The 21,279-nt window shown below is 71.3% G+C and carries 15 protein-coding genes; 8 read left to right on the forward strand and 7 right to left on the reverse strand.

All coding sequences use genetic code 11. The features are described 5' to 3' along the window. The first annotated feature begins 29 nt into the window (after positions 1 to 29). The gene (locus ACIRSS_RS24565) at positions 30 to 749 is read left to right on the forward strand and encodes a DUF2267 domain-containing protein (protein ID WP_400898677.1); all 720 of its coding nucleotides are present in this window, start codon (positions 30 to 32) and stop codon (positions 747 to 749) included. Between the two features lie 21 nt (positions 750 to 770). After that, positions 771 to 2,396: an alpha-amylase family glycosyl hydrolase gene (locus ACIRSS_RS24570; RefSeq protein WP_400898679.1), complete on the forward strand. Its 1,626-nt coding sequence runs from the start codon at positions 771 to 773 to the stop codon at positions 2,394 to 2,396. Here the strand turns inward: ACIRSS_RS24570 and ACIRSS_RS24575 are convergent. Both ACIRSS_RS24575 and ACIRSS_RS24580 read right to left on the reverse strand, forming a co-directional pair. Beyond that, positions 2,386 to 3,999, reverse strand: coding sequence for an alpha-amylase family protein (locus tag ACIRSS_RS24575; RefSeq protein ID WP_400898681.1), 1,614 nt, complete (start codon positions 3,997 to 3,999; stop codon positions 2,386 to 2,388). The two genes, ACIRSS_RS24570 and ACIRSS_RS24575, sit on opposite strands and share 11 nt — an antisense overlap. A gap of 35 nt (positions 4,000 to 4,034) precedes the next feature. Beyond that, positions 4,035 to 4,322: a hypothetical protein gene (locus tag ACIRSS_RS24580; protein WP_400898683.1), complete on the reverse strand. Its 288-nt coding sequence runs from the start codon at positions 4,320 to 4,322 to the stop codon at positions 4,035 to 4,037. Positions 4,323 to 4,457: 135 nt separating this feature from the next. Between ACIRSS_RS24580 and ACIRSS_RS24585 the strand changes: the two genes are divergently transcribed. Continuing rightward, on the forward strand, positions 4,458 to 5,585 hold the full coding sequence (locus ACIRSS_RS24585) for a hypothetical protein (protein ID WP_400898685.1): 1,128 nt from the start codon (positions 4,458 to 4,460) through the stop codon (positions 5,583 to 5,585). 51 nt (positions 5,586 to 5,636) lie between these two features. On the opposite strand, the gene ACIRSS_RS24590 is transcribed toward ACIRSS_RS24585, so the two are convergent. Together ACIRSS_RS24590 and ACIRSS_RS24595 are read right to left on the reverse strand one after the other, a co-directional pair. Next, entirely contained in the window at positions 5,637 to 6,812 is a 1,176-nt protein-coding gene (locus ACIRSS_RS24590) for a zinc-dependent alcohol dehydrogenase (RefSeq protein WP_400898687.1), read from the reverse strand. Then, entirely contained in the window at positions 6,809 to 7,807 is a 999-nt protein-coding gene (locus ACIRSS_RS24595; RefSeq protein WP_400898689.1) for an SRPBCC family protein, read from the reverse strand. The genes ACIRSS_RS24590 and ACIRSS_RS24595 overlap by 4 nt, the downstream gene beginning before the upstream one ends. Before the next feature lie 158 nt (positions 7,808 to 7,965). Here ACIRSS_RS24595 and ACIRSS_RS24600 point away from each other — a divergent pair, with 158 nt between their 5' ends. Then, positions 7,966 to 9,120, forward strand: coding sequence for a glutathione-independent formaldehyde dehydrogenase (locus ACIRSS_RS24600; protein WP_400898691.1), 1,155 nt, complete (start codon positions 7,966 to 7,968; stop codon positions 9,118 to 9,120). Positions 9,121 to 9,167: 47 nt separating this feature from the next. Here the strand turns inward: ACIRSS_RS24600 and ACIRSS_RS24605 are convergent, their stop codons facing one another. After that, positions 9,168 to 10,994, reverse strand: a complete 1,827-nt coding sequence (locus tag ACIRSS_RS24605; RefSeq protein WP_400898693.1) for an RICIN domain-containing protein — start codon at positions 10,992 to 10,994, stop codon at positions 9,168 to 9,170. A 250-nt stretch (positions 10,995 to 11,244) separates the two neighbouring features. On the opposite strand from ACIRSS_RS24605, the gene ACIRSS_RS24610 reads away from it, so the two are divergent. Together ACIRSS_RS24610 and ACIRSS_RS24615 are read left to right on the forward strand one after the other, a co-directional pair. Beyond that, positions 11,245 to 12,696, forward strand: a complete 1,452-nt coding sequence (locus ACIRSS_RS24610) for an endo-1,4-beta-xylanase (RefSeq protein WP_400898695.1) — start codon at positions 11,245 to 11,247, stop codon at positions 12,694 to 12,696. 42 nt (positions 12,697 to 12,738) lie between these two features. Continuing rightward, on the forward strand, positions 12,739 to 15,129 hold the full coding sequence (locus ACIRSS_RS24615) for a ricin-type beta-trefoil lectin domain protein (protein ID WP_400898697.1): 2,391 nt from the start codon (positions 12,739 to 12,741) through the stop codon (positions 15,127 to 15,129). 24 nt (positions 15,130 to 15,153) lie between these two features. Here ACIRSS_RS24615 and ACIRSS_RS24620 read toward each other — a convergent pair whose 3' ends face one another. Continuing rightward, positions 15,154 to 15,672, reverse strand: coding sequence for a hypothetical protein (locus tag ACIRSS_RS24620; RefSeq protein WP_400898699.1), 519 nt, complete (start codon positions 15,670 to 15,672; stop codon positions 15,154 to 15,156). A 287-nt stretch (positions 15,673 to 15,959) separates the two neighbouring features. Here ACIRSS_RS24620 and ACIRSS_RS24625 point away from each other — a divergent pair, with 287 nt between their 5' ends. Together ACIRSS_RS24625 and ACIRSS_RS24630 are read left to right on the forward strand one after the other, a co-directional pair. Beyond that, positions 15,960 to 16,460 carry a SigE family RNA polymerase sigma factor gene (locus ACIRSS_RS24625; protein WP_400898701.1) on the forward strand — a complete coding sequence of 167 codons (501 nt, stop codon included), beginning with the start codon at positions 15,960 to 15,962 and terminating at the stop codon, positions 16,458 to 16,460. Then, entirely contained in the window at positions 16,460 to 17,503 is a 1,044-nt protein-coding gene (locus ACIRSS_RS24630) for a hypothetical protein (protein WP_400898703.1), read from the forward strand. The genes ACIRSS_RS24625 and ACIRSS_RS24630 overlap by 1 nt, the downstream gene beginning before the upstream one ends. 67 nt (positions 17,504 to 17,570) lie before the next feature. Here ACIRSS_RS24630 and ACIRSS_RS24635 read toward each other — a convergent pair whose 3' ends face one another. Further along, positions 17,571 to 21,233 carry a glycoside hydrolase family 3 C-terminal domain-containing protein gene (locus ACIRSS_RS24635; RefSeq protein WP_400898705.1) on the reverse strand — a complete coding sequence of 1,221 codons (3,663 nt, stop codon included), beginning with the start codon at positions 21,231 to 21,233 and terminating at the stop codon, positions 17,571 to 17,573. Between the last annotated feature and the right edge of the window lie 46 nt (positions 21,234 to 21,279).

Consider the following 21,279-nt stretch of genomic DNA (forward strand, 5'->3'; position numbering starts at 1 on the left):
CGAAGAGCACACGTGGGAAGGAGAACGCCGTGGTACAGCACGAGAAGTGGCTGACCGCCGTCGAAGACGTCGCCGAGCTGGACGACCCGGCCGAAGCGAGGGCCGTGCTCGGCGCGGTCGTGGCCGCCCTCGCCCGGTGCCTGCCGGACGCCGGCCGCGAGTGGCTGGCCGAGCGGCTGCCCAGCCCCGAGGCCGGGCCCGCGCGCGATCCCGGGCCGGCGAACCTGAAGTCGGGCACCGACGTCGAAGCCGCGGTGGCCCGGCGGCTGCGGACCACCCCCGCGCGGGCCCGCTACCTGACGCAGGCCGTCCTGACCGCGCTCACCCGGACCGATCCCGGACTGGCCGAGGAGCTTCGCGGCCGCCTCCCGCGTGCCGTCGTCGAGGTGCTCGCCCCCGCGGGCGAGTCGCCCCGCGACGCCGCGAGCCATCGGCCGGAGGTCCCGACGCGGCTGTCGGACGAGGAGGTGGCCCGCCGCCTGCGTCACCTGACCGGGTGGTCCGGGGACCGCCACGGGATCGAGCGCACGGTCCGGCTGCCCGACGACCGGATCACGCCGCTGGTCGAGCGCGTCCAGCGGGAGGCGCGGGCGATGAACGACCACGCCCACGTAGAGCGGGCCGACGGCGGGGTGACATTCCGGCTGCGCACCGGCCGCGAGGGGGTCGTCACCGAACCGGATCTGCGGCTGGCCGAGCGGATCGACGAAGCCGTCGCGGCGGTGGGGTCCGGCGGGCGACCCGGCTGAGCGCGGCCGGAGGGGATATCCGTGGAAGGCTCCGAGAACTGGTGGCGCGACGCCGTCGTCTACGAGGTCTACCCCCGCAGCTTCGCCGACTCGAACGGCGACGGCACCGGGGATCTCGCGGGCCTGCGCTCGCGGCTCGGCTACCTGGCCGGCCTGGGTGTCGACGCGGTGTGGACGACGCCGTGGTACCGCTCGCCCATGGTCGACGGGGGCTACGACATCGAAGACCACCGGGCCGTCGACCCGCTGTTCGGGACCGACGCGGACGCGCTCGAGCTGATCGACGAGGTGCACCGGGCCGGGCTGCGGCTGCTGATCGACGTCGTGCCGAACCACACTTCCGACCGCCACCGGTGGTTCCGGGCCGCGCTGGCCGCCGGGCCCGGTTCGCCCGAACGGGCGCGGTACCACTTCCGGCCGGGCCGCGGCGCCGGCGGCGAGCGGCCGCCCACTGACTGGCGCAGCGTCTTCGGCGGTCCCGCGTGGAAGCGGGTGCCGGACGGCGAGTGGTACCTGCACCTGTTCGCCCCGGAGCAGCCCGACCTGAACTGGGACCACCCCGAGGTGCGAGCCGAGTTCGAGGACCTGCTGCGGTTCTGGTTCTCCCGTGGCGTCGACGGCGTCCGCATCGACGTCGCCCACGGCCTGGTGAAGGACACGTCGTTCCCCGATCTGGGGTCCGACCACGGAGACCTGGTCCAGCCACCGGGCCGGGGCCGGCACCCGCACTGGGACCTCGAGGGCGTGCACGAGATCTACCGGTCGTGGCGCAAGATCGCGGAGGAGTTCGGGCCGGACCGGGTGTTCGTCGCCGAGGCGTGGGTCGCGAAGCCGGAGCGCCTTGCGTGCTACGTCCGCCCGGACGAGCTGCACACGGCGTTCAACTTCGACTTCCTGCGCTGCTCGTGGGACGCTCGCGCGCTGCGCTCGGTGATCGACTGCACGGTCAAGGCCCTGCACGCGGTGGGCGCGCCCGCGACGTGGGTGCTGTCCAACCACGACGTCGTCCGGCACGTGACGCGGTTCGGCCGCACCGTCACGCGGGTCGAGGACCACCCCTGCCCGCCCGAGCCGGCCGACCTCGCGTTGGGCCGGCGGCGGGCCCGGGCGGCGTTGCTGCTGATGCTGGCGCTGCCCGGCGGCGCGTACCTGTACCAAGGCGAAGAATTGGGCCTTGAAGAGGTCGAGGACCTGCCCGAGGACGTGCTGACCGACCCGACGTGGGAACGCTCCGGCCACACCCGACGCGGCCGCGACGGCTGCCGGGTGCCGCTGCCGTGGTCGGGAACCGAGCCTCCGTTCGGCTTCACCGACGGCGGTGTGCGGACGTGGCTGCCGCAGCCGGCCCGGTGGCGGGAGCGGACCGTGCGGGCGCAGGGCGACGCCCCGGAGTCGATGCTCTGCCTCTACCGCGCCGCCCTCGCGGCGCGGCGCGAGCACCCGGCGCTGGGGGACGGGACGATGACGTGGCTGCCCGCGCCGGACGGCGTGCTGTTCTTCGCGCGTGAGCCGGGGTTCGAGTGCGTGGTGAACCTGTCCGCCGAGCCCTTCGAGCTGCCGGAAGGCGCGCGGGTGCTGCTGGCCAGTGCGCCGCCGGGCGGAGGCCCGGTGCCGCCGGACGCCGCCGCGTGGCTGGTCAGGAAGTGACGAGGCGGATCCAGCGGTAGCCGTGGCCGGCGATGGCCACGTCCGCGGGGTCGATCCGGTCGTCGTAGCCGCTGTCCTCGAACACCGCCATGGCGATGTCGTCCGCCTCGGCCGGGATGCGGACGCGGCAGGCGGACGGGCCCAGGTTGTGCACGAACACCATGCGGCCCTTGGCCGTTTCGGCCCGGTGCACCAGCACCTCCGGCGGGCCGCCGTCGACGGGCTCGTGCCGGCCGACGGCGATCTCCGGGCACTCCTTGCGGGTGTGCAGCACCCGTTCGAACCAGGTGAGCAGGCTGGTCGCGTCCCGGCGCTGGCCGAGGACGTTGACCCGCTCGTACCCGAACGGCCCGCCTTGGACGAGCGGGGCGACCAGCTGCTCGGCCGGTGCGCCGGAGAACCCGCCGTTGGGCCCGTCGGACCACTGCATCGGCGTGCGGATCGCGGTGCGCTCGGGCAGCGCCAGGTCCTCGCCCATGCCGATCTCGTCGCCGTACCGCAGCACGGGGCTGCCCGGCATGGTGAGCAACAGGCTGTAGGCCAGTTCCAGGTGCCGCCGGTCGCCGTCCAGCATGCACGCCAGCCGGCGCCGGATGCCGCGGTCGTAGAGCTGCATGCGGGGCTCCGGCCCGAACCGGCCGAGCACGTCACCGCGTTCGGCGGGGGACAGGCCGCCGAGGTCGACCTCGTCGTGGTTGCGCAGGAAGGTGGCCCACTGGGCCTGGCCCGGCAGCCGCGGCGAGCGCCGCAGCCGCTCCCGGACGGGCTCGGCGTCGCCGCGGGCCAGCCCGAGCATCAGGGCCTGGTCGAGCCCGAAGTCGAAGAGCATCGTCGCGCGGCTGGCCTCGTCGTCCGCGGTGCCGAAGTACTCGAGCAGCTCGTCCTCGGGCACGTTCGCCTCGGCGAGCAGGATCGCGTCCCCGCGTTGCCAGGAAGCGGTTTCCCGCAGCCGCCGCAGGAGGCCGAAGTCCCGTTGCCCGCGTGATTCGATGAGGAACGGGGCCGCGTCGACCCGGAAGCCCGCGACGCCGAGCCGCAGCCAGAAGGTGACGATCTTGGCCAGCTCGGCCGCCACCGCCGGGTGTTCGACGTCGAGCTCGGGCTGGAAGCGGTAGAACCGGTGCCGGAACCAGCGGCCGACGGACTCGGCGTAGCTCCAGGTCTCCTCTTCGGAGCCGGGGAACACGCAGCCGTCCCACCGGTCGGCGGGTTCGTGGTCGGCCCACACGTACCAGTCGTGGTACGGCGCCTCGCGGCCGGAGAGGGCCGACCGGAACCACGGGTGCTCGTCGCTGGTGTGGTTGACGACCAGGTCCAGCACGATCCGGATGCCGACCTCGTCGGCCTGGCTCACGAGCTCGGCGAAGTCCCCGAGCGTGCCGAAGCGCGGGTCGATGCCGTAGTAGTCGGTGATGTCGTAGCCGCCGTCGCGACGCGGCGAGGGGTGGCACGGGTTGAGCCAGATCGTGTCCACCCCGAGCCGGGCGAGGTAGTCCAGCCGGTCGGTGAGGCCGCACAGGTCACCGACCCCGTCGCCGTCCGAGTCCTGGAAGGTCTCGATGTCGAGGGAGTAGATGACCCCGTTGCGGTACCACCGATCCACGGTGCGGCGGCTACCCGCGGCCCCCCGGGACAAACTCAGTCATGAGCCCGCGCGAGGTGCTGGCCGCGCAGGACGGCGTAGAGGTGGTCCGCGTCGTGGGGGAAGGGGAATCCCATGGCGCAGGCCCGTTCGGCGTCCTGCCGGACGCCACGCAGCGCATCGGGGGACAGCTCCCGGACGCCCGGGCCCTCGGAGCGCAGCCAGCCGAGCAGGTCGTCCCACCCCGCCCAGTCGCCGGTCGCCAGCACCGTCTGCACCGCGGCGCGGTCGAACTCTTCGGCGCGCAGATCGTCGTCGGTCGTCATAGCGTACTTTTCGGTCATGCAACGGCCGTACCCCGTGCTCCGGGCGGCAAACGCCCGGCCGGGCGCCGGCACCGAAGGAGACCAGCCGTTTGCCGCTGCTCGAGCCGGGAACCCGGAGAGCTCACTCCGGAAAACCCGAGGGAAGGCTCGAGTATGACCGCCCAGCGTGCGCCGGAGGCCCTGGTGGTGGGCTTGCTGACCGATGACGGGTTGCCCGGGCAGCTCGCCGGGAGAATCGCGGACGACCTGCCCGCCCGCCTGGCCCGCGATCTCGGCGAGGAGACGACCTGGCGCGTCGAGCACGAGACGCAGTCGCTTCCCCTGAACGAGAAGGGGGACATCCCCATGCTGGCCCTGGCGGAGGAGCGCCGGGCCGAACACGGCTGGGACCTGCTGGTGCTGATCACCGACCTCCCGCGGCGAGCCGGGACGGTCCCGATCGCGTCGGACTACAACGGCGACCACGGCGTGGCGATGGTGTCCCTGCCCGCGCTGGGTGCCCTGCGGTTGCGCGGCCGGGCGTCCCGGCTGGTCATCCACCTGGTCCGGCACCTGGTGGCGCACCGCTCGGAGAAGGAGGCCGATCCCCCGCGGGGGATGCTCGACCGGCTGCGGGAGCTGGTGGCGCCGACGCGGCACATCCACGGCCGCGGCGCCGCCGACGAGCACCTGGCCCTGGTGGGGGTGCGCGGCCGGCTGCGGCTGCTCGCCGGGATGATCCGGGACAACCGCCCGTGGCGGCTGGTGCCCAACCTCGCCGGCGCCACCGCGGCCGCGGCGGCCACCGCCGCGTACGGCATCATCACCACCTCGTTCTGGAACCTCGCCGAAGCCCTGCCCTCGCTGCGGCTGGCCGGGATCACGGTACTGGCGATCGTGGTCATGGCGGGCTGGCTGATGGTGCACAACCACCTCTGGGACTCCCCGTCCGGGCACCTCGACCGGCGGAAGGCCTTGCTGTACAACGCCTCCACCGCGCTGACGCTGTCCATCGGGGTCGCCTGCATGTACGCCATCCTGTTCGTGCTGGCGCTGGTGGCGTCGATCGTCCTGGTCGAAGGCGTTTACTTCGGGAAGGTCCTCGGCCATCCGGCGGGGCCGGCTTCGTACCTCAAGCTGGTGTGGCTCGCGACCTCCGTGGGCATCGTCGCCGGGGCGGTGGGTTCGAGCGTCGAAGACGAGGAACGCGTCCGCCGGGCGACCTACAGCCGGCGTGAGCGGGAGCGGCAGCAGCGCAACCGCGAACGCGCCGAGGAAGCCGAAAACGGCGGGGACGACTGAGCGGCCCGTATCCGGCCACCGGCTTCGACGGTGGCCGGATCGGGGTCCCGGTCAGGGCTTGAGGACGACCTTTTCGCAGTTGTCCTGCTTGTTCTTGAACATCTCGAAGCCGCGGTCGGCCTCCTCCAGCGGCAGCGTGTGGGTGATGATCCGGGTCGGGTCGAGCTCCCCGCGTTCGATGCGCCGCAGCAGCGGCTCCATGTAGCGCTGCACGTGGCACTGCCCCGTCCGCAGGGTCAGCGACCGGTTCATCCACGCTCCGGCGGGAAACTTGTCGAGCAGACCGCCGTACACGCCGATCACCGAAACCACACCGCCGCTGCGGCACGAGAGGATCGCCTGGCGCAACGCGTGCGGGCGGTCGGTCTCCGAGCGCACGGCCTGCTTGACCCGGTCGTAGGCGGCGATGTGCGCGCTGCCGTGGGTGGCTTCGAGCCCGACGGCGTCGACGCACTTGTCGGGTCCGCGGCCACCGGTCAGCTCCAGCAGCCGGGACCGGACGTCGACCTCCTCGAAGTTCACGGGAATGTGGCCCGCCCGTTCCGCCATCGCCAGCCGGTACGGCTCCTTGTCGATGGCGATGACCTTCGCGGCGCCCAGGAGCCGGGCGCTGTCCATGGCGAACTGGCCGACCGGGCCGGCGCCCCAGACCGCGACGACGTCGCTGGACCGGATGTCGCACATCTCGGCGCCCATGTAGCCGGTGGGCAGGATGTCGGAGAGGAACAGCACCTGCTCGTCGGTCAGGTCCGACTCGATCTTGATCGGGCCGACGTCGGCGAACGGCACGCGCGCGTACTGCGCCTGGCCGCCCGCGAAACCGCCGGTCAGGTGCGAGTAGCCGAAGATCCCGGCGACCGGGTGGCCGAACATCTTCTCGGCGATCCCCGCGTTGGGGTTGGAGTTCTCACAGCAGGAGTACAGGTCCGCGGCACAGGCGGCGCACGCGCCGCAGGCGATCGGGAAGGGCACGACGACCCGGTCCCCGGCGCGCAGCCGGCCCGGATCGACACCCGGGCCGACCTCGAGCACCTCGCCCATGAACTCGTGGCCCAGGACGTCGCCGTCCTGCATGGTGGGGACGTACCCGTCGACCAGGTGCAGGTCCGAGCCGCAGATCGCGGTGGAGGTGATCCGGACGATCGCGTCGCGGTGGTTCAGGATCTTCGGGTCCGGGACCTCGCGGACCTCGACCTTGTTGCGGCCCGCCCAGGTGTTCGCCCTCATGCGTCCGGTCCCTTCTCGAGTTCGGCGTCCGACAGCGGTTGCGCGGGACGCTGCGGGAATTCCTTGCGCGCCCGCTTGCCCCACGGGGCGCCGTCGGACCGGACGACCTCGCCGGTCTCCAGGACCTGCTTGAGCCGGCGCAGGTCGTCGTCGAGCTGCTGGTGCGGTTCTTCGCCGAAGTACTTGGCGACCGCCTTGCCCACCGCGCCGCCGGGGATCTCGTACACGAGGACGACGTGGACCTCGGTGCTCTCGCCGTCGGGCGCGGGGGTGAACCGGACGGTGCCGGCGTTCGGCACGGTCGCTTTCCCGGTCGACCGCCACGCGATCCGCTCGCCCGGCGTCTCCTCGGTGATTTCCGCGTCCCACTCGACGTCCTTGCCGAACGGGGCACTGGCGGCCCAGTGGCTCGTCCGGTCACCGGTGGCGCGGACCCGCTCGAGGTGCGCCATGAACGCCGGAAGGTTCTCAAGGTGGCGCCAGAACGCGAAAACGTCCGGCGCGGGTTTGCGGATGGTTGTCGCTGCTGTCAATTCCACGGGATCTCCTTTGCGTGCTTCCCGCGCCGCCCGCGGGGTGCCGGTGTGGTGCGCGCGAGTCGCGCGCACGGCGGTCAGCAAGTCCAGTGCCGTGATCCCGGCGACGGCGCCGGTCACCCCGGCGAGCCGCCGGCGGCGGTTCCCGCCGCGGTGGGCGAGGGCGATGCCGAGCGCGGTCAGGTCCATCGCGTCGCCCGCGACCCGGGTCCACGCCCAGGCGCCCTTCCGCCGGCCGGCGAGCAACCCGGCCGCGTGGACCAGCTCCCGCACACCGACGACCGGCACCACCGCCCGCGACTTCGCGGAGTCGTCCACGCCGCTGATCCGGCGCACGGTGTGCGGTGCGGCCAGCTGTGCCACGCCGAGGCCCAGGCTCAACCAGCCCAACCGCCGGCCCTGCCGCTGCACCTCCTCGTGCTTTTTTCGTTCTGCTGTCGGGCTCACCGAGCGCGTCATGGTCGGCCTCCGTATCCGGTTGCGCTCTGCATCCGATCGACGGCGGCTACCCCTCGGCGATCCGGCTAACCCACCGACACGGTCCGACGGTGGTGGTTTAGCCGTATGCCCGCCGGACATCCGGGCCCCGAGGGGAAATCCACGACGAGGAGAAAATCGTGAAGGCAGTGGTGTACGAGGGTCCGCGGCAGGTCAGCGTCAAAGACGTGCCGGACGCGCGGATCGAGCGCCCGACCGATGTCCTGGTGCGGATCACGTCGGCGAACATCTGCGGCTCGGACCTGCACATGTACGAGGGCCGGACCGACTTCGAGACCGGCCGCTGGTTCGGGCACGAGAACCTGGGTGAGGTGGTCGAGGTCGGCGACGGGGTCGACAAGGTCCGGGTGGGCGACTGGGTCGTCCTGCCGTTCAACATCGCTTGCGGGCACTGCAAGAACTGCGAGCGTCAGCTGACGAACTACTGCCTGACCGCCCAGCCCGAGCCGAAGATGGCCGGTGCCGCGTACGGCTTCGCCGACATGGGCCCGTACGCCGGTGGACAGGCCGAGCTGTTGCGCGTGCCCTGGGGCGACTTCAACTGCCTGCGGCTGGGCGAGGACGCCGAGCAGCGCCAGACCGACTACGTGATGCTCGCCGACATCTTCCCGACCGGCTACCACGCCACCGAGATGGCCGGTGTGGTGCCCGGCGACCAGACGGTCATCTACGGCGCGGGCCCGGTCGGGCTGATGGCCGCCCTCTCGGCGACGATCCGCGGGGCGAGCAAGGTGATGGTCGTCGACCGGCGCCCCGACCGGCTGCGCCTGGCGGAATCGATCGGCGCGATCGCCATCGACGACTCGAAGGTCGACCCGGTGCAGGCCGTCCTGGACGAGACGATCGGCCTGGGCGCGGACAACGGTTGCGAGTGCGTCGGCTACCAGGCGCACGAACCCGACGGCCAGGAGAAGGCCAACCTGACGATGAACCGGCTGGTCGCCTCGGTGCGATTCACCGGGAAGATCGGCAACGTCGGCGTGTTCGTGCCCCAGGACCCCGGGGCCGGGGACGAGCTGGCCAAGCAAGGCAAACTCGCCTTCGACTACGGCATGTTCTGGTTCAAGGGCCAGCACATCGGCAGCGGCCAGGCACCGGTCAAGAAGTACAACCGGCAGCTGCGAGACCTGATCGCCGCGGGCAAGGCCGAGCCGTCGTTCATCGTCAGCCACGAGCTGCCCCTCGACCGCGCACCGGAGGCGTACGAGCACTTCGACAAGCGCGACGACGGCTGGACGAAGGTAGTCCTGCACCCGGCGATGGCGGGCGCCTGACCTGACGGGAAGCCGGCGCCACGACCTCCAGGGGCGCCGGCGAAAAGTCAGCCGACCAGGAAGTCCTGGTTCGTGCCCGGCGCTTCCTTGCACGGCCACTGATCCAGCTGCTGACCGGGACTGCTGCCGGCGCTGGGCACGTCCAGGCACAACCCGCTGCGCTGGTTGCGGAACTCGTACGAACCGTCGGTCTGGAGCACCGGTTGCCACAGGTTGCCGGTGGCCGAGTTCGGGGGCTGCTGCACTATGTCGGGCGTGCCTTGGACCGTGGCACCGCCCGATACCGCCACGTCCTGGCCGGAGTTCTGCGCCCGCAGTTCGCCGTAGCCGCCGGTGCCCGGGATGAACTGGAACTGCTGGTTGGCCTGTCCGTTGCAGGTCCACTGGTCGATCGCCGCGCCCGCGGCCGACGTGTTGCCGTAGACGTCGAGGCACAGGTTGTCGTGCGCGGCGACCAGCCGGTGGTAACCGGTCGGGAACCCGCCGCCGGACGTCGACGCCGGTGTCAGGTAGACGGCGAACGCGTCGTGGGACGCCTGGAACGTCAGCGGCACCGTGATCGCCGCGCCGGCGCTGACGTTCTGGTTGTACACCACCTGCGGTGCGGCCAGGGGCGCCTGATCGGGGATGCGGTGCACCGTGACGTTCACGCTGCCGTTGTTCGCCAGCCAGGGAACCGAGCCCAGGCCGGTGAAGGTGACGGACGCGGCGCCGGTGTACCCGTTCGCGTCGCCGATGATCGCCACCGCGCGCTTGGCGGTGGCGTCCTCGGCCGCCGAGATCGCCGTCGAGCCGACCTGGCCGGCGGTGGCGACGAGCGTTCCGGTGAGGTCGGCGTAGTCGCGCATCACCCACCAGTTGCCGGTCGGCTGCCAGGTCCCGCCGCTCTGGGTGAGGATGCCGGTGAGGTTCGGCGTCACGCAGCAGACCCAGTTGCCGCGCATCGCGTTGGTGTACCCGGATTGCGCGAACCGCGCGAGGTACCACGCGGTCACCCCGGCCGTCTGCCGGTCGGCCGGCTGGTACTCGTTCGCCGACAGCGGCACCGCGCCGATCCCCGCCGCGGCCAGGGCGCTGTTCAGGGACTGCGAGACGGTGACCGGGTCGTCGACGTCGCCCTCGTCGTGGTTGGTGATCATGTCCGGCACCGTCCCGGCCGCCTTCGCGTGCGCCAGCCAGGTTCGCCATTGCTCGGGCCGGCTTTGCGGGGTGTAAGCGAACGACGGCCCGACGATCTGCGCGCCGGGAGCGATGCGGCGGATCTCCCGGTAGGCGGTGTCCCACATCTGGAAGTACTGCGGGCTGTTGACACCCCGCGTCCAGAACACCGAGATGTCCGGCTCGTTGTCGATGTCGTAGGCGAACTTGAGCCCGGAGGCCTGCAGCGCGCCCACCGTGGCGTCGATGAACTTCAGCCAGTTCGAGCAGTCGCCGTTGTCGCACGGGTACACCGTGTTCGACGGCTGCCCGCCGTTGAGGCCGTAGATGTCGGTGACGAGCACCTGGTACTGCGCGTGGTAGGGCGGCCGGGTGAGCCGCTTCGCCTGCGCGGTGATCGAGTCGAGGTCGGCCTTGGTCGCGGCGCCGTTCTGGTAGCCGTCCTTGATCCAGCCGCCGGAGAACCAGCCGCCGCCGCGGAAGGCGTTGATGGTCAACGGCTGGAGCAGCGGATCCGCCGGCTGGCTGCCGTCCTGGGTGATGCCGTAGAGGAAGCCTTCGCCCACACCGGTCGCCGGTCCTCGCGTCGCGGAAAGGTCCACCGACAGCGATTCGCCCGCCGCCTGGCTGGTGGCCGGGGCCAGCACCGACCCGGCCAGCACCAGCGCCGCACCCAGTACCGGCCGCAGCCGCCCGAGCCTGGTTCTCGTTCCCATGGGTCCTCCTGCGTCGCACGCGACCGCCGGGCGGACGTTACGTCGTGAGCCGGACGCGGTCAACGTGCGGACAGCCGAAAACCGCGCTGCCACGGGGTTTCCGTAGCACGTCGATGAAAGTTTCAGCCGCGGCCGTGCACCTTTCACGCCTCACTTGACAGCGATCACCGCCGGGGAGTTACCTGTTTTCGCTGTCACGCCAGGGATCGCGCCACCCGCAGAGATGTCGACGACGCCATCGGAGTCCGCCATGCGCCCCTTCACCCGCAAACCGCGTCGATCACCCCGCTTCCGGTTCGGTGTGCCCGCCGCCGTGATGGCGCTCGCCGTGGCCGTGGCACCGCCCGCGGACGCGGCGTCGACGCTGCGCTCACTGGCCGAGGCCCAGAACCGTTACATCGGCACGGAAATCACCGGCAACATGGTGAACAACGCGACGATCACCTCGCTCGCCGGCGCCCAGTTCGACATGGTGACGCCGGGCAACGAGATGAAGTGGGACACCACCGAGCCCGGCAACGGTTCGTACAACTTCGGCCCCGGCGACAACGTCGTGTCCTTCGCGCAGTCGCACAACATGCGCGTGCGCGGACACAACCTGGTCTGGCACGCACAGCTGCCCGGGTGGGTGAACAGCCTGCCGCGCAACCAGGTCCAGGGCGCGATGGAAGCCCACATCGCCACCGAGGTGAACCACTACAAGGGAAAGATCTACGCCTGGGACGTGATCAACGAGCCCTTCAACGAGGACGGCAGCCTGCGCCAGGACGCCTTCACCGGCGCCATGGGCACCGGCTACCTCGCCGACGCGATCCGCACCGCGCACAACGCGGACCCGAACGCCAAGCTGTACATCAACGACTACAACATCGAAGGCGAGAACGCCAAGAGCAACGCGCTTTACAGTCTCGCGCAATCCCTGCTCTCCCAAGGCGTACCGCTCGGCGGCATCGGCCTGGAAAGCCACTTCATCGTCGGCCAGGTCCCGTCGTCCATGCTCGCGAACATGCAGCGTTTCGCCGCGCTGGGACTGGACGTCGCCGTCACCGAGCTCGACGACCGCATCCAGCTGCCGGCCTCCGGCAGCAGCCTTCAGCAGCAGGCCAGCGACTACGCCACGGTCGTGAAGGACTGCCTGGCGGTCACCCGCTGCCCCGGCGTCTCGCAGTGGGGCGTCGGCGACGCCGACTCCTGGATTCCCGGGACCTTCCCCGGCTACGGCGCCGCGAGCATGTACGACAACAACTACCAGCCCAAGCCCGCTTACAACGCCACCGCTGCGGCGCTGGGCGGCCCGCCTCCCACCGGCGGCGGGACCGGGCCGGTGCACGCCGTGGGCGCGGGCAAGTGCCTGGACGTGCCGAACTCGACCACCACGGCCGGCACGCAGCTGCAGATCCGGGATTGCTCGGGCGGGTCGAACCAGAGCTTCACCCACACCTCCGCGGGCGCGCTCAGCGTGTACAACGGCGGTGACTGCCTCGACGCCAGCAGCCGCGGCACGAGTCCCGGCACCAAGGTGATCATCTGGCCCTGCAACGGCCAGGCCAACCAGCAGTGGACCGTCAACGCCGACGGGACGGTCACCGGCGTGCAGTCCGGGCTCTGCCTGGACGTCACCGGTGCGTCCACCGCGAACGGCGCCCTCGTCGAACTGTGGACCTGCAACGGCCGGAGCAACCAGCAATGGACGCTCGGCTAGCCGCGTAACCACCACGCGTTCTTCCGTGGAAAGGAACTCGTCATGCCGAGGTTCAGGAGCCGGCGGGCGGCGGTCGTGGTCGGCTGCCTCGCGCTGATCGCCAGTGGTGCCGTGGCCGTCACGGCCGCACCGGCCGAAGCCGCGACTTCGATCACGATCAACGGCTCGTCGGGCGGCCGGACGTTCGACGGCGTGGGCGCGATCAGCGGTGGGGGCGGCAACTCCCGCCTGCTGATCGACTACCCGGAGCCGGAACGCGGCCAGATCCTGGACTACCTGTTCAAGCCCGGTTACGGCGCTTCGGTGCAGATCCTCAAGATCGAGATCGGCGGCGACACCAACTCCACCTCCGGTGCGGAGCCGAGCGTCGAGCACACGCGGGGGAGCGTCGACTGCGACGTCGGCTACGAGCTCTGGCTCGCGGAACAGGCGAAGGCCCGCAACCCGAACATCAAGCTCTACGGACTGGCCTGGGGAGCGCCCGGCTGGATCGGCGGCGGCAACTTCTGGTCGACCGACACGCTCGGCTACCTGACCACGTGGCTGGGCTGCGCCAAGCAGCACAACCTGGCCATCGACTACCTCGGCGGGTGGAACGAGCGCGGCTACAACGTCGGCTGGTACGAGAACCTGCGTTCCACGCTCAACTCCGCCGGCTACTCGGCGGTGAAGATCGTCGGCGCCGACTCCGACTGGTCGATCGCCAACGACGTCGACTCCAACCCCGCTTTCGCTTCCGCCATCGGCATCATCGGCGCGCACTACCCGTGCGGCTACCGCTCGGCCCAGTCGAACTGCAGTGTGCCTTCGGCCGCCACCTCGTCCGGAAAACCGTTGTGGGCCAGTGAAAACGGCTCGGACGACTACAACGGCGGCGCGCAGGCCATGGCCCGCGGCCTCAACCGCGGGTACATCGACGGGAAGATGACCGCGTACCTCAACTGGCCGATCGTCGCCGCGATCACCCCGAACCTGCCGTACCCGACCATGGGCGTCGCGCTGGCCGCGCAGCCGTGGTCCGGCCACTATTCGATCGGCAAGAACGCCTGGGTGCTGGCCCAGACGAGCCAGTTCACCGCGCCCGGCTGGCAGTACCTCGACGGCTCCAGCGGCTACCTCGGCGGCAACCGGAACAACGGCAGCTACGTCTCGCTGAAGTCTCCGAACAACCGGGACTACAGCACGGTCATCGAGACGGTGGACGCGGGTGGGCCGCAGACGCTGGCGTTCACCGCGACCGGCGGCCTGTCGACGGGCGCCGTGCACGTGTGGGCCACCAACGTCAGCTCCGGCAACGCGGCCGACTACTTCGTGCACACCACCGACCTCACGCCGTCCGGCGGCGGTTTCAGCCTGACCGTGCAGCCCGGGTACGTCTACACCCTCACCACCACGACCGGGCAGGGCAAGGGCACCGCGGCCGGCCCGGCGCCGGGCGCGCTGAGCCTGCCCTACAGCGATTCCTTCGACGGCAACGCGATCGGCACCGAGGCGAAGTACCTGATGGACTGGCAGGGTTCCTTCGAGGTGGCGGGCTGCGGCGGCGGCCGCGCGGGCCGGTGCGTGCGCCAGATGAGCGCGCAGGCGCCGATCACCTGGGACCCGCTGACCGACCCGCACACCCTGCTCGGCGAGCTCGGGTGGAGCAACTACACCGTTTCCTCCGACGTCCTGCTCGAAAAGTCCGGGTACGCGGAGCTGATCGGGCGCGCCGGCAGCCAGAGCTACACCGGAGCCGCCGGGCTGAACGCCTACCACCTGCGCGTGAGCGACACCGGGAACTGGTCGATCCTGAGCTCGAACACCAACGGCACGGTCTCCACCCTCGCGCACGGCACGGTCGCGGCGCTGGGCACCAACCGGTGGCACGCGCTCGCGCTCACCTTCTCCGGCAGCACCATCACCGCCGTCGTCGACGGCGCGACCGCCGGCTCGGCGAACGATTCCACCTGGGGCGCCGGTCAGGTCGGCTACGCGACGAGCCAGGGGGAGACAGCGCAGTTCGACAACCTGTCCATCACCCCGGGCAGCGGCGGAACCGGCGGCACGACGTCGACGGTCGTCGGCGCCGGGTCGGGCCGCTGCCTGGACGTGCCCAACGCTTCGCAGACGTCGGGCACGCAGGTGGAACTGTGGGACTGCAACGGCGGCGCCAACCAGCAGTGGACCGCGACCGCCGCCGGTGAGCTGCGCGTCTACGGCAGCGCCTGCCTCGACGCCAGCGGCCAGGGCACGACCCCCGGCACCAAGGCGATCATCTGGACCTGCACCGGCGGCACCAACCAGAAGTGGACGCTCAAGTCCGACGGCACGATCGTGGGCACCCAGTCGGGCCTGTGCCTGGACGCCATCGGGAACGGCACGGGCAACGGAACGCTGATCGACCTCGCCACCTGCACCGGCGGCGGCAACCAGAAGTGGACGCGGAACTGACCCGGCCTTCCGCCGGTCCGGCCGTCACGCGGCGAGCCGCAGCGTGAGGTACACGCCGCCGCCCGCGGCCAGGAACCCGAGGAGGAAGCCGGCCCAGCGCGGGATGTCGTAGTCCTCGAGCAGGGACTCGCGGCCGAGCGCGATGAGCAGGCCGAGCCCGCCGAACACGATCATCCAGACGTCTTCGCTGATCGTCGCGCGCAGGTCGACGACGGTGCCGCCCTTGCGCACCATGACGATTTCGTCGCTCTGCTTCGCCACCTCGACCACGACCGGCGTGCCCGGCTCGGTGTCGAGCTCCGGGTGGCGGTCGCCGAACTCGAAGGTCTCGTTCTCCGCGTCCCGGACGGTGATGAAGTACGTGGTGTAGGTGGTCGAGTCCGGCCCGCTGGAGGTGTGGACCACCTGCCGGTGGGCGACGACCGTACCCTCGATGTCGTAGGTCGGCGCGTCCCGCACGTCCAGGTCGTGGATCGCGTAGGTGAGCAGCGCGGCCGGGAGCGCGAACCACAGCACGGTGCCGATGAGCCGCAGGACGATCATCGGCCCAGCCGACCACGGCGGCGGTTCGTACGGGAGGGGACAAACGCCCTCACCCGGCGAGGTGGCCGCGGTCAAGGCTGCGCCACCAGTGACGCCTCCGGGCCTGGGAAATCCCTCCCATTGTCACCACCCCGCCCACGACGAGACCGCGGAGAAGCGGTCCAAGCCGGGTTGTTCGCCGCCCCGGTGACCCGCGCCGATCTCCGGTCCCGGCGAGGCCCGCGGGGTTCGCAAGAAAGTTCCGCCCGGAGGTACACGGATCGCGAGCGACGGCAGTCTTCCTAGTGATGGCTGACTACGAGGACTTCGTCCGGGCGCACCTGCCGCGGCTGCTGCGCTACGCGACGATGCTGACCGGGGAGCGGGAGCAGGCCGCTGACCTGGTGCAGGACGTGCTGGTCAAGGCGTACCGACGGTGGTCGCGGATCAGTGACGCCGAGCACCCCGACCGGTACGTCCTGCGGATGGTGACCAACGACTACCTGTCCTGGCGGCGCAGCCGGTCGGCGCGGCTGATCGCCGTGGGGGACCCGCCGGACGCGGCTCGGCCGGACGACTTCGCGTCGGACCACGCGGCCCGCGAGGACATGTGGCAGCGCCTGGCGCGGTTGCCGCGGCGCCAGCGCGCGGTCGTGGTGCTCCGGTACTACGAGCAGTTCGCCGACGCCGACATCGCCGACCTGCTCGGTTGCGCCCAGGCCACCGTGCGGACCCACGCCCGCAAAGCCCTGACGACCCTGCGACACGGCCTGAGCATCGACCGGATGGCCCAGGCGAAGGAGAGCTGATGGACATCGAGAACCTGATCAAGGACACCTTCACCGCCCACGAGCCCGACGCCCCCGACAGCGACCAGGTGCTGGCGGCCACGCGTCAGCACCTCGACCGCAGGCGCGCCGCGGTGAGCCGTCCGCTCGCGGCCGGCGCCGGGGTCGTGCTGCTCGTGCTGGCCGCGGCCGGCGTCGTCGCGCTGAACCGGCCCGCGCCCGACAACCAGGTGGCCACGGGTACCGGCCGGAGCAGCGGACCGGCTCCCGTCGCGGCACCGGCCAAACCCGGTATCGCGGAGCTGACCATGCCCTACTCGCTCGGCTGGCTGCCGCCGGGCAAGGCCGACTACCTCGCGCGCCGGATCAACACCGGTGGCAGCGCGGCGAACCCCGACAAGCCGGTGTACGGCGGCGAGTACATGCTGACCGTCACGTCCGGGCGTCAGGTCCTGCTCGTGGACGTGCAGGAAGTGAAGATGATGCCGGTCGATCACGCCGCCTTCAAGTCCGGTCCGGGCCAGCCCGTCACGATCGCCGGGCGGGCCGGCGTGGAGAGCTCGCACTCCGGCGGCCGGGGCGGTTACGAGGTGTACCTGACCCACCCCGAAGGCGGCTCGCTGTACGTCAACGTGGCCGCGCAGCCGGGGAGCACGGTGCCGGTCCAGCAGCTGATCGACGCGGGCCGCCGCGTCGCGGGGAGCGTCACCTTCCCGGGCAAGACCACCGTCACCCCGGCGTTCGGCCTCGGCCAGCTGCCCGACGGCCTGCGGATGTGCGCGTTCGACGTCGAGGAGAGCGGCCCGAGCGGTCCGCGCACGAGCTATTCGGTGGGCACGTGCAGTGTCCTGCCGCCGATCCAGGTGCGCGTCGACGAGGCCGACCGGGTGCGCGGCACCGCGGGGAAAACGGTCCAGGGACACGCGACCCGTTTCCTGGACGAGAACGGTTACCACACGCTCTGGATCCTCAAGGCCGTCCACGACGCGCCGATCGCCGTCGCGGGCCGCGGCGCGCAGGCGGAGCTGTACGCCATCGCCGACCACCTCGTCCTGCCCCGCTGAGGTCCCGCGGGTCCTCTTCGGACACGACCGAAGAGGACCCGCGGTGGGCCGGACGCCGCGTGCGTGGTCAGCCGATGGCGATGGTGAAGATGTGCATCGCCGCCGTGCCGGAGTTCGCGCCGTCGCTGACGTCCGGCAGGGTCACCGACTGCACCGTCTTGCCCGCCTGCAACGGGATCGGGGCGTAGTACAAGCTCACCTGCTGGTTCAGCCGGCCACTGCTGTTGTTGAGGTACGGCACCGTCGTGAGGATGTCGCCGCCGGTTGCCGCGTTGGCCCACCAGTCCGCGAAGCTGACGCTGTGGGACTCCGTCGTGCCGTCGGTGTAGGTCACCGTCGCGGTGCCCGTCGGGCTGCCGTAGTCGCCGGCGCCGATCAGGCCGAGGGTGTGGCCGGTGCCGGAGACCATGATGGTCTGGCCGCCGGCCACCCCGCCCGCGACGACGTTGTCCGGGCTGCCCGGCGTGACGTCGGGCCAGGTGAACGTCAAGCCGTCGTGGGTGAATGTCGCGCCCGGAGTGAGACTCGGCGTCGCGGCGGCCAGCGCCTGCGCGGAGAAGCTGGCGTTGCCGCCGTCGAAGTTGCCCGCGCCCGGGGTGGCGTCGTCGCTGACGCCCACGTTGTTGTAGGCCGCGGGCAACGACGGGTACGGCGGGTGCGGCAGGATCACGGTGGTCGCGTCCACCGAGGTGCCGGGCCCGTTGGCGGAGGTGAACGTGGCCTGTGCCGACACGTCGAACTTCCCGGGCAGCGCCGAGGCCGGGACCGTGACCTGCCAGGTCGTCGTGACGGTCTGCCCCGCGGCCACGGTCGGGAAGGTCGACGGCGAGGTGGCCGTCGCGGTCCAGCCGGCCGGCACGCTGAGCGTCAGGGTCACGTCCCGCAGCGGCCGGGCTCCCGCCGGGTTGGGCAGGGTCGTCGTGACGGCGTACGTCGTGCCCGGCTGCACCCGGTCGGGTGCGCTGAGCGTGAACGGCTGCTTGACCACGACGGGCGTCGAGCCCGTGACGCCGTCGACCGTGACGCCGATGGTCGCGACGCCGGGCGCGATCAGCGTCACCTTGCCGGTCCGGCTCACCTGGGCCACCCGCGGATCGCTGCTGCGGTAGGTGACCCGCTTGTGCGCCAGGTCGACGAACGACTGGTCGTTGTTCACCGCCTCCACGACGTGGTCGGCCGGCACGTGCTGGGCGGCCTGGGCGGTGTCGTCGGCGATCCACGGGTTCCTGCCGGCCAGGTCGATGCTCTGGCCGGGCGCGAACACCACCTGGTCGGGCTGCACGGTCACGGACTGCGTCCGCGGGGTGATGGCGCCGGTGACGGCCACCGTGGCGGTGCCGGCGAGGTGGGCGGCGTCCGCGCCGACGCCGAACCGGTAGGCACCGTCGTACACCACCTGGCGGTGCTTGGCCTCGTCCCAGAACGACAGGTCGCTCAGCCGCACCGGGATGCTCAGGTGCTGGGTCTGGCCGGGGGCCAGCACGTCGGTCTTCTCGAAGCCGGCCAGCCGCTGGCGCGGCAGTTCGACGCCGGGCACGCTGAACGCCGTGGCGGCGTACAGCTGCGCGACGGTGGCGCCGGGCGTACTGCCGGTGTTGGTGACGTCCAGCCCGATGGTGACCTTGCCGTCCGCACGGGCGGTCCTGGCATCGGCGTGCACGTGCGAGTACGCGAAGCCGGTGTAGGAGAGGCCGTAGCCGAACGGGTACGCCGGGGTGCCGGTGAAGTACTGGTAGGTGCGGCCGAGGCCACCGGTCTGCGACGGCGTCAGCCCGTAGTTCTTCATGCCGGGCAGCTGCGTGTCGTCGGCGTACCAGGTGAAGTTCAGGTGCCCGCTGGGGTTCTGCTTGCCGAACAGCACATCGGCCAGCGCGGTGCCCTGGCTTTCCCCGTTGTACGCGCTGAACACGATGGCCGGGTAGCCGCTCTTGGCGTGGTCGAGGGAGACCGCGCCGCCCGCCTGCACGGCCAGCGCGGTGCGGGGGTTGCCGGCCGCCGCGACCTGGTCGAGCAGCGAGTCGTAGTTGCCCGGCATGGCGATACTGGTGCGGTCCTTGCCTTCGGTGGCCACGTTCGTGTCGGTGCCGGCGACCACCACGACCAGGTCGGCGGTCTTGATCGCGGCCATCGTCGCCGCCGAGCAGCTCGCCGCCGTGGTCGTGCCGCTGGACGTCCCGCACGCGTCGAAGGTGACCGTGGCGGCCGGGTTGGCCGCCTTGAGCGCGGACGTGATGCCCTGCACGGCGTTCACCTGCAGCGCGGGCTCGCCGGAGTAGTCGCCGAGGGTGACCTTGCCGGCGAGGTCGCCGACGACCACCACGTTGCCGAGCTTCGCCGGATCGGCGGGCAGCAGCGGCGCGGCGGTGCCCGAGACCCGGTCGTTCTTCAGCAGCACCAACGAGTTGTCCGCGACCTTCGTGGCCAGCGCCTGGTGCGCGGCGCTCTGGAGCTGGTCCTTGGTGATCTTCGTGTAGGCCACCCGGTCGGCCGGGTCGAACTCGCCGGTCTGCATGCGCATGGTGAACAGGTGCACCAGCGCGTTGTCGACGACGCCCTCGGAGAGGACGCCGGCCTTGATGGCCTCCTGGATGTTGGCCACGGTGTCTTCGGAGCCGGTGCAGTTGAGCTGGGTGCCCGCGCGCAGCGCGTACGCCTGGCCGCCCGCGGCGCCGGAAACCTGTTGGCCGGTAACGGTGTTCGTCCACTGCGTCGCCGCGTTGGCGGTGGCCGTGGTCCAGCCCGGCGGTGCCCAGTTGTGGCTGCCGGGCGCGTAGACGTCGCCGACCGCGCCGCAGTCGGACGTCGTGTAGCCGTCGAAGCCGTAGGTGCGCTGGGCCAGTTCGTTGGCCGTGTACGTGTTCGCGGGCGCCGGCGTGCCGTTGATCGCGTTGTACGACGTCATCAGGCCGGACACGTGCGCGTCCTGGACCAGGTCCCGGAACTGCGCGGTGTAGTAGTCGCGGATGTTGGCGTCCGTGGTGTCGGAGGAGTCCGCGTGGCGGTCGTTCTCGACGTCGTTGAGCGCGTAGTGCTTGGCCGTGGCCGCGACCTTGAGGTAGGGCGTCATCGGCCGGCCCGACGGCGTCTGGCCCTGGTAGCCGTTCACGAACGCGCCGGCCATCTTCGCGACCAGGTACGGGTCTTCGCCGAACCCTTCGTCGGTGCGGCCCCAGCGCGGGTCGCGGTCCAGGTTCACCGTGGGCGCCCAGTAGGTCAGGGAGCCGTAGCCGTTCTTGTCGGGGCCGATGTTGTTCTGCGCGACGCCCCACAGCGACTTGTCGAGCATGCCGCGGGCCTCGTCGGAGATCGCCGTCGTCTCCTGGTAGATCAGCTCCGGATCCCAGGACATCGTGCTCGCCAGGTTCGTCGGGAAGCTGGTGGCGTGCACGCCGCCGGTGGCGGTGCCGGGGTTGGTGTTCGCGCCGAGCGTGTTGAGCCCGTGCTGGCCTTCGCTCCAGTAGGTGTACTGCTGCACGCCGAGCCTCGGGATGGCCGGCGCGCTGTTGGTGTGCAGCTGCAGCACCTTTTCGGGCAGTGTCATCCGGGAGACGAGGTCCGCGGCCCGTTCGGCGAAGCTGTAGTGGGTGTCGCGGTAGACCGGCAGCACGGCCGCGGCCGGCGGCGGTCCGGCCCACGCGGACGGGACGAACGTGGCCGCGGTCATGGTGGCGGCGAGCAGGGAGGCGGCGGTGAGCCGTGCCCTTCGCCGGCCGGGGAGCAGCAGGGACATCGGATCTCCGTCACAGAGCGTCGGTGGGGATCACGTCGGTCCCCAT

It is taken from the genome of Amycolatopsis sp. NPDC101161, from assembly GCF_044768185.1.
Lineage (GTDB): Bacteria > Actinomycetota > Actinomycetes > Mycobacteriales > Pseudonocardiaceae > Amycolatopsis.

Excerpts from the sequence above, each read along its gene's own strand:
- ACIRSS_RS24610 (WP_400898695.1), top strand. The coding sequence starts at position 11,245 with ATGCGCCCCTTCACCCGCAAACCGCGTCGATCACCCCGCTTCCGGTTC.
- ACIRSS_RS24595 (WP_400898689.1), bottom strand. The coding sequence starts at position 7,807 with ATGACGCGCTCGGTGAGCCCGACAGCAGAACGAAAAAAGCACGAGGAG.
- ACIRSS_RS24630 (WP_400898703.1), top strand. The coding sequence starts at position 16,460 with ATGGACATCGAGAACCTGATCAAGGACACCTTCACCGCCCACGAGCCC.
- ACIRSS_RS24625 (WP_400898701.1), top strand. The coding sequence starts at position 15,960 with ATGGCTGACTACGAGGACTTCGTCCGGGCGCACCTGCCGCGGCTGCTG.
- ACIRSS_RS24635 (WP_400898705.1), bottom strand. The coding sequence starts at position 21,233 with ATGTCCCTGCTGCTCCCCGGCCGGCGAAGGGCACGGCTCACCGCCGCC.
- ACIRSS_RS24580 (WP_400898683.1), bottom strand. The coding sequence starts at position 4,322 with ATGACCGAAAAGTACGCTATGACGACCGACGACGATCTGCGCGCCGAA.
- ACIRSS_RS24585 (WP_400898685.1), top strand. The coding sequence starts at position 4,458 with ATGACCGCCCAGCGTGCGCCGGAGGCCCTGGTGGTGGGCTTGCTGACC.
- ACIRSS_RS24615 (WP_400898697.1), top strand. The coding sequence starts at position 12,739 with ATGCCGAGGTTCAGGAGCCGGCGGGCGGCGGTCGTGGTCGGCTGCCTC.
- ACIRSS_RS24620 (WP_400898699.1), bottom strand. The coding sequence starts at position 15,672 with ATGATCGTCCTGCGGCTCATCGGCACCGTGCTGTGGTTCGCGCTCCCG.
- ACIRSS_RS24605 (WP_400898693.1), bottom strand. The coding sequence starts at position 10,994 with ATGGGAACGAGAACCAGGCTCGGGCGGCTGCGGCCGGTACTGGGTGCG.
- ACIRSS_RS24590 (WP_400898687.1), bottom strand. The coding sequence starts at position 6,812 with ATGAGGGCGAACACCTGGGCGGGCCGCAACAAGGTCGAGGTCCGCGAG.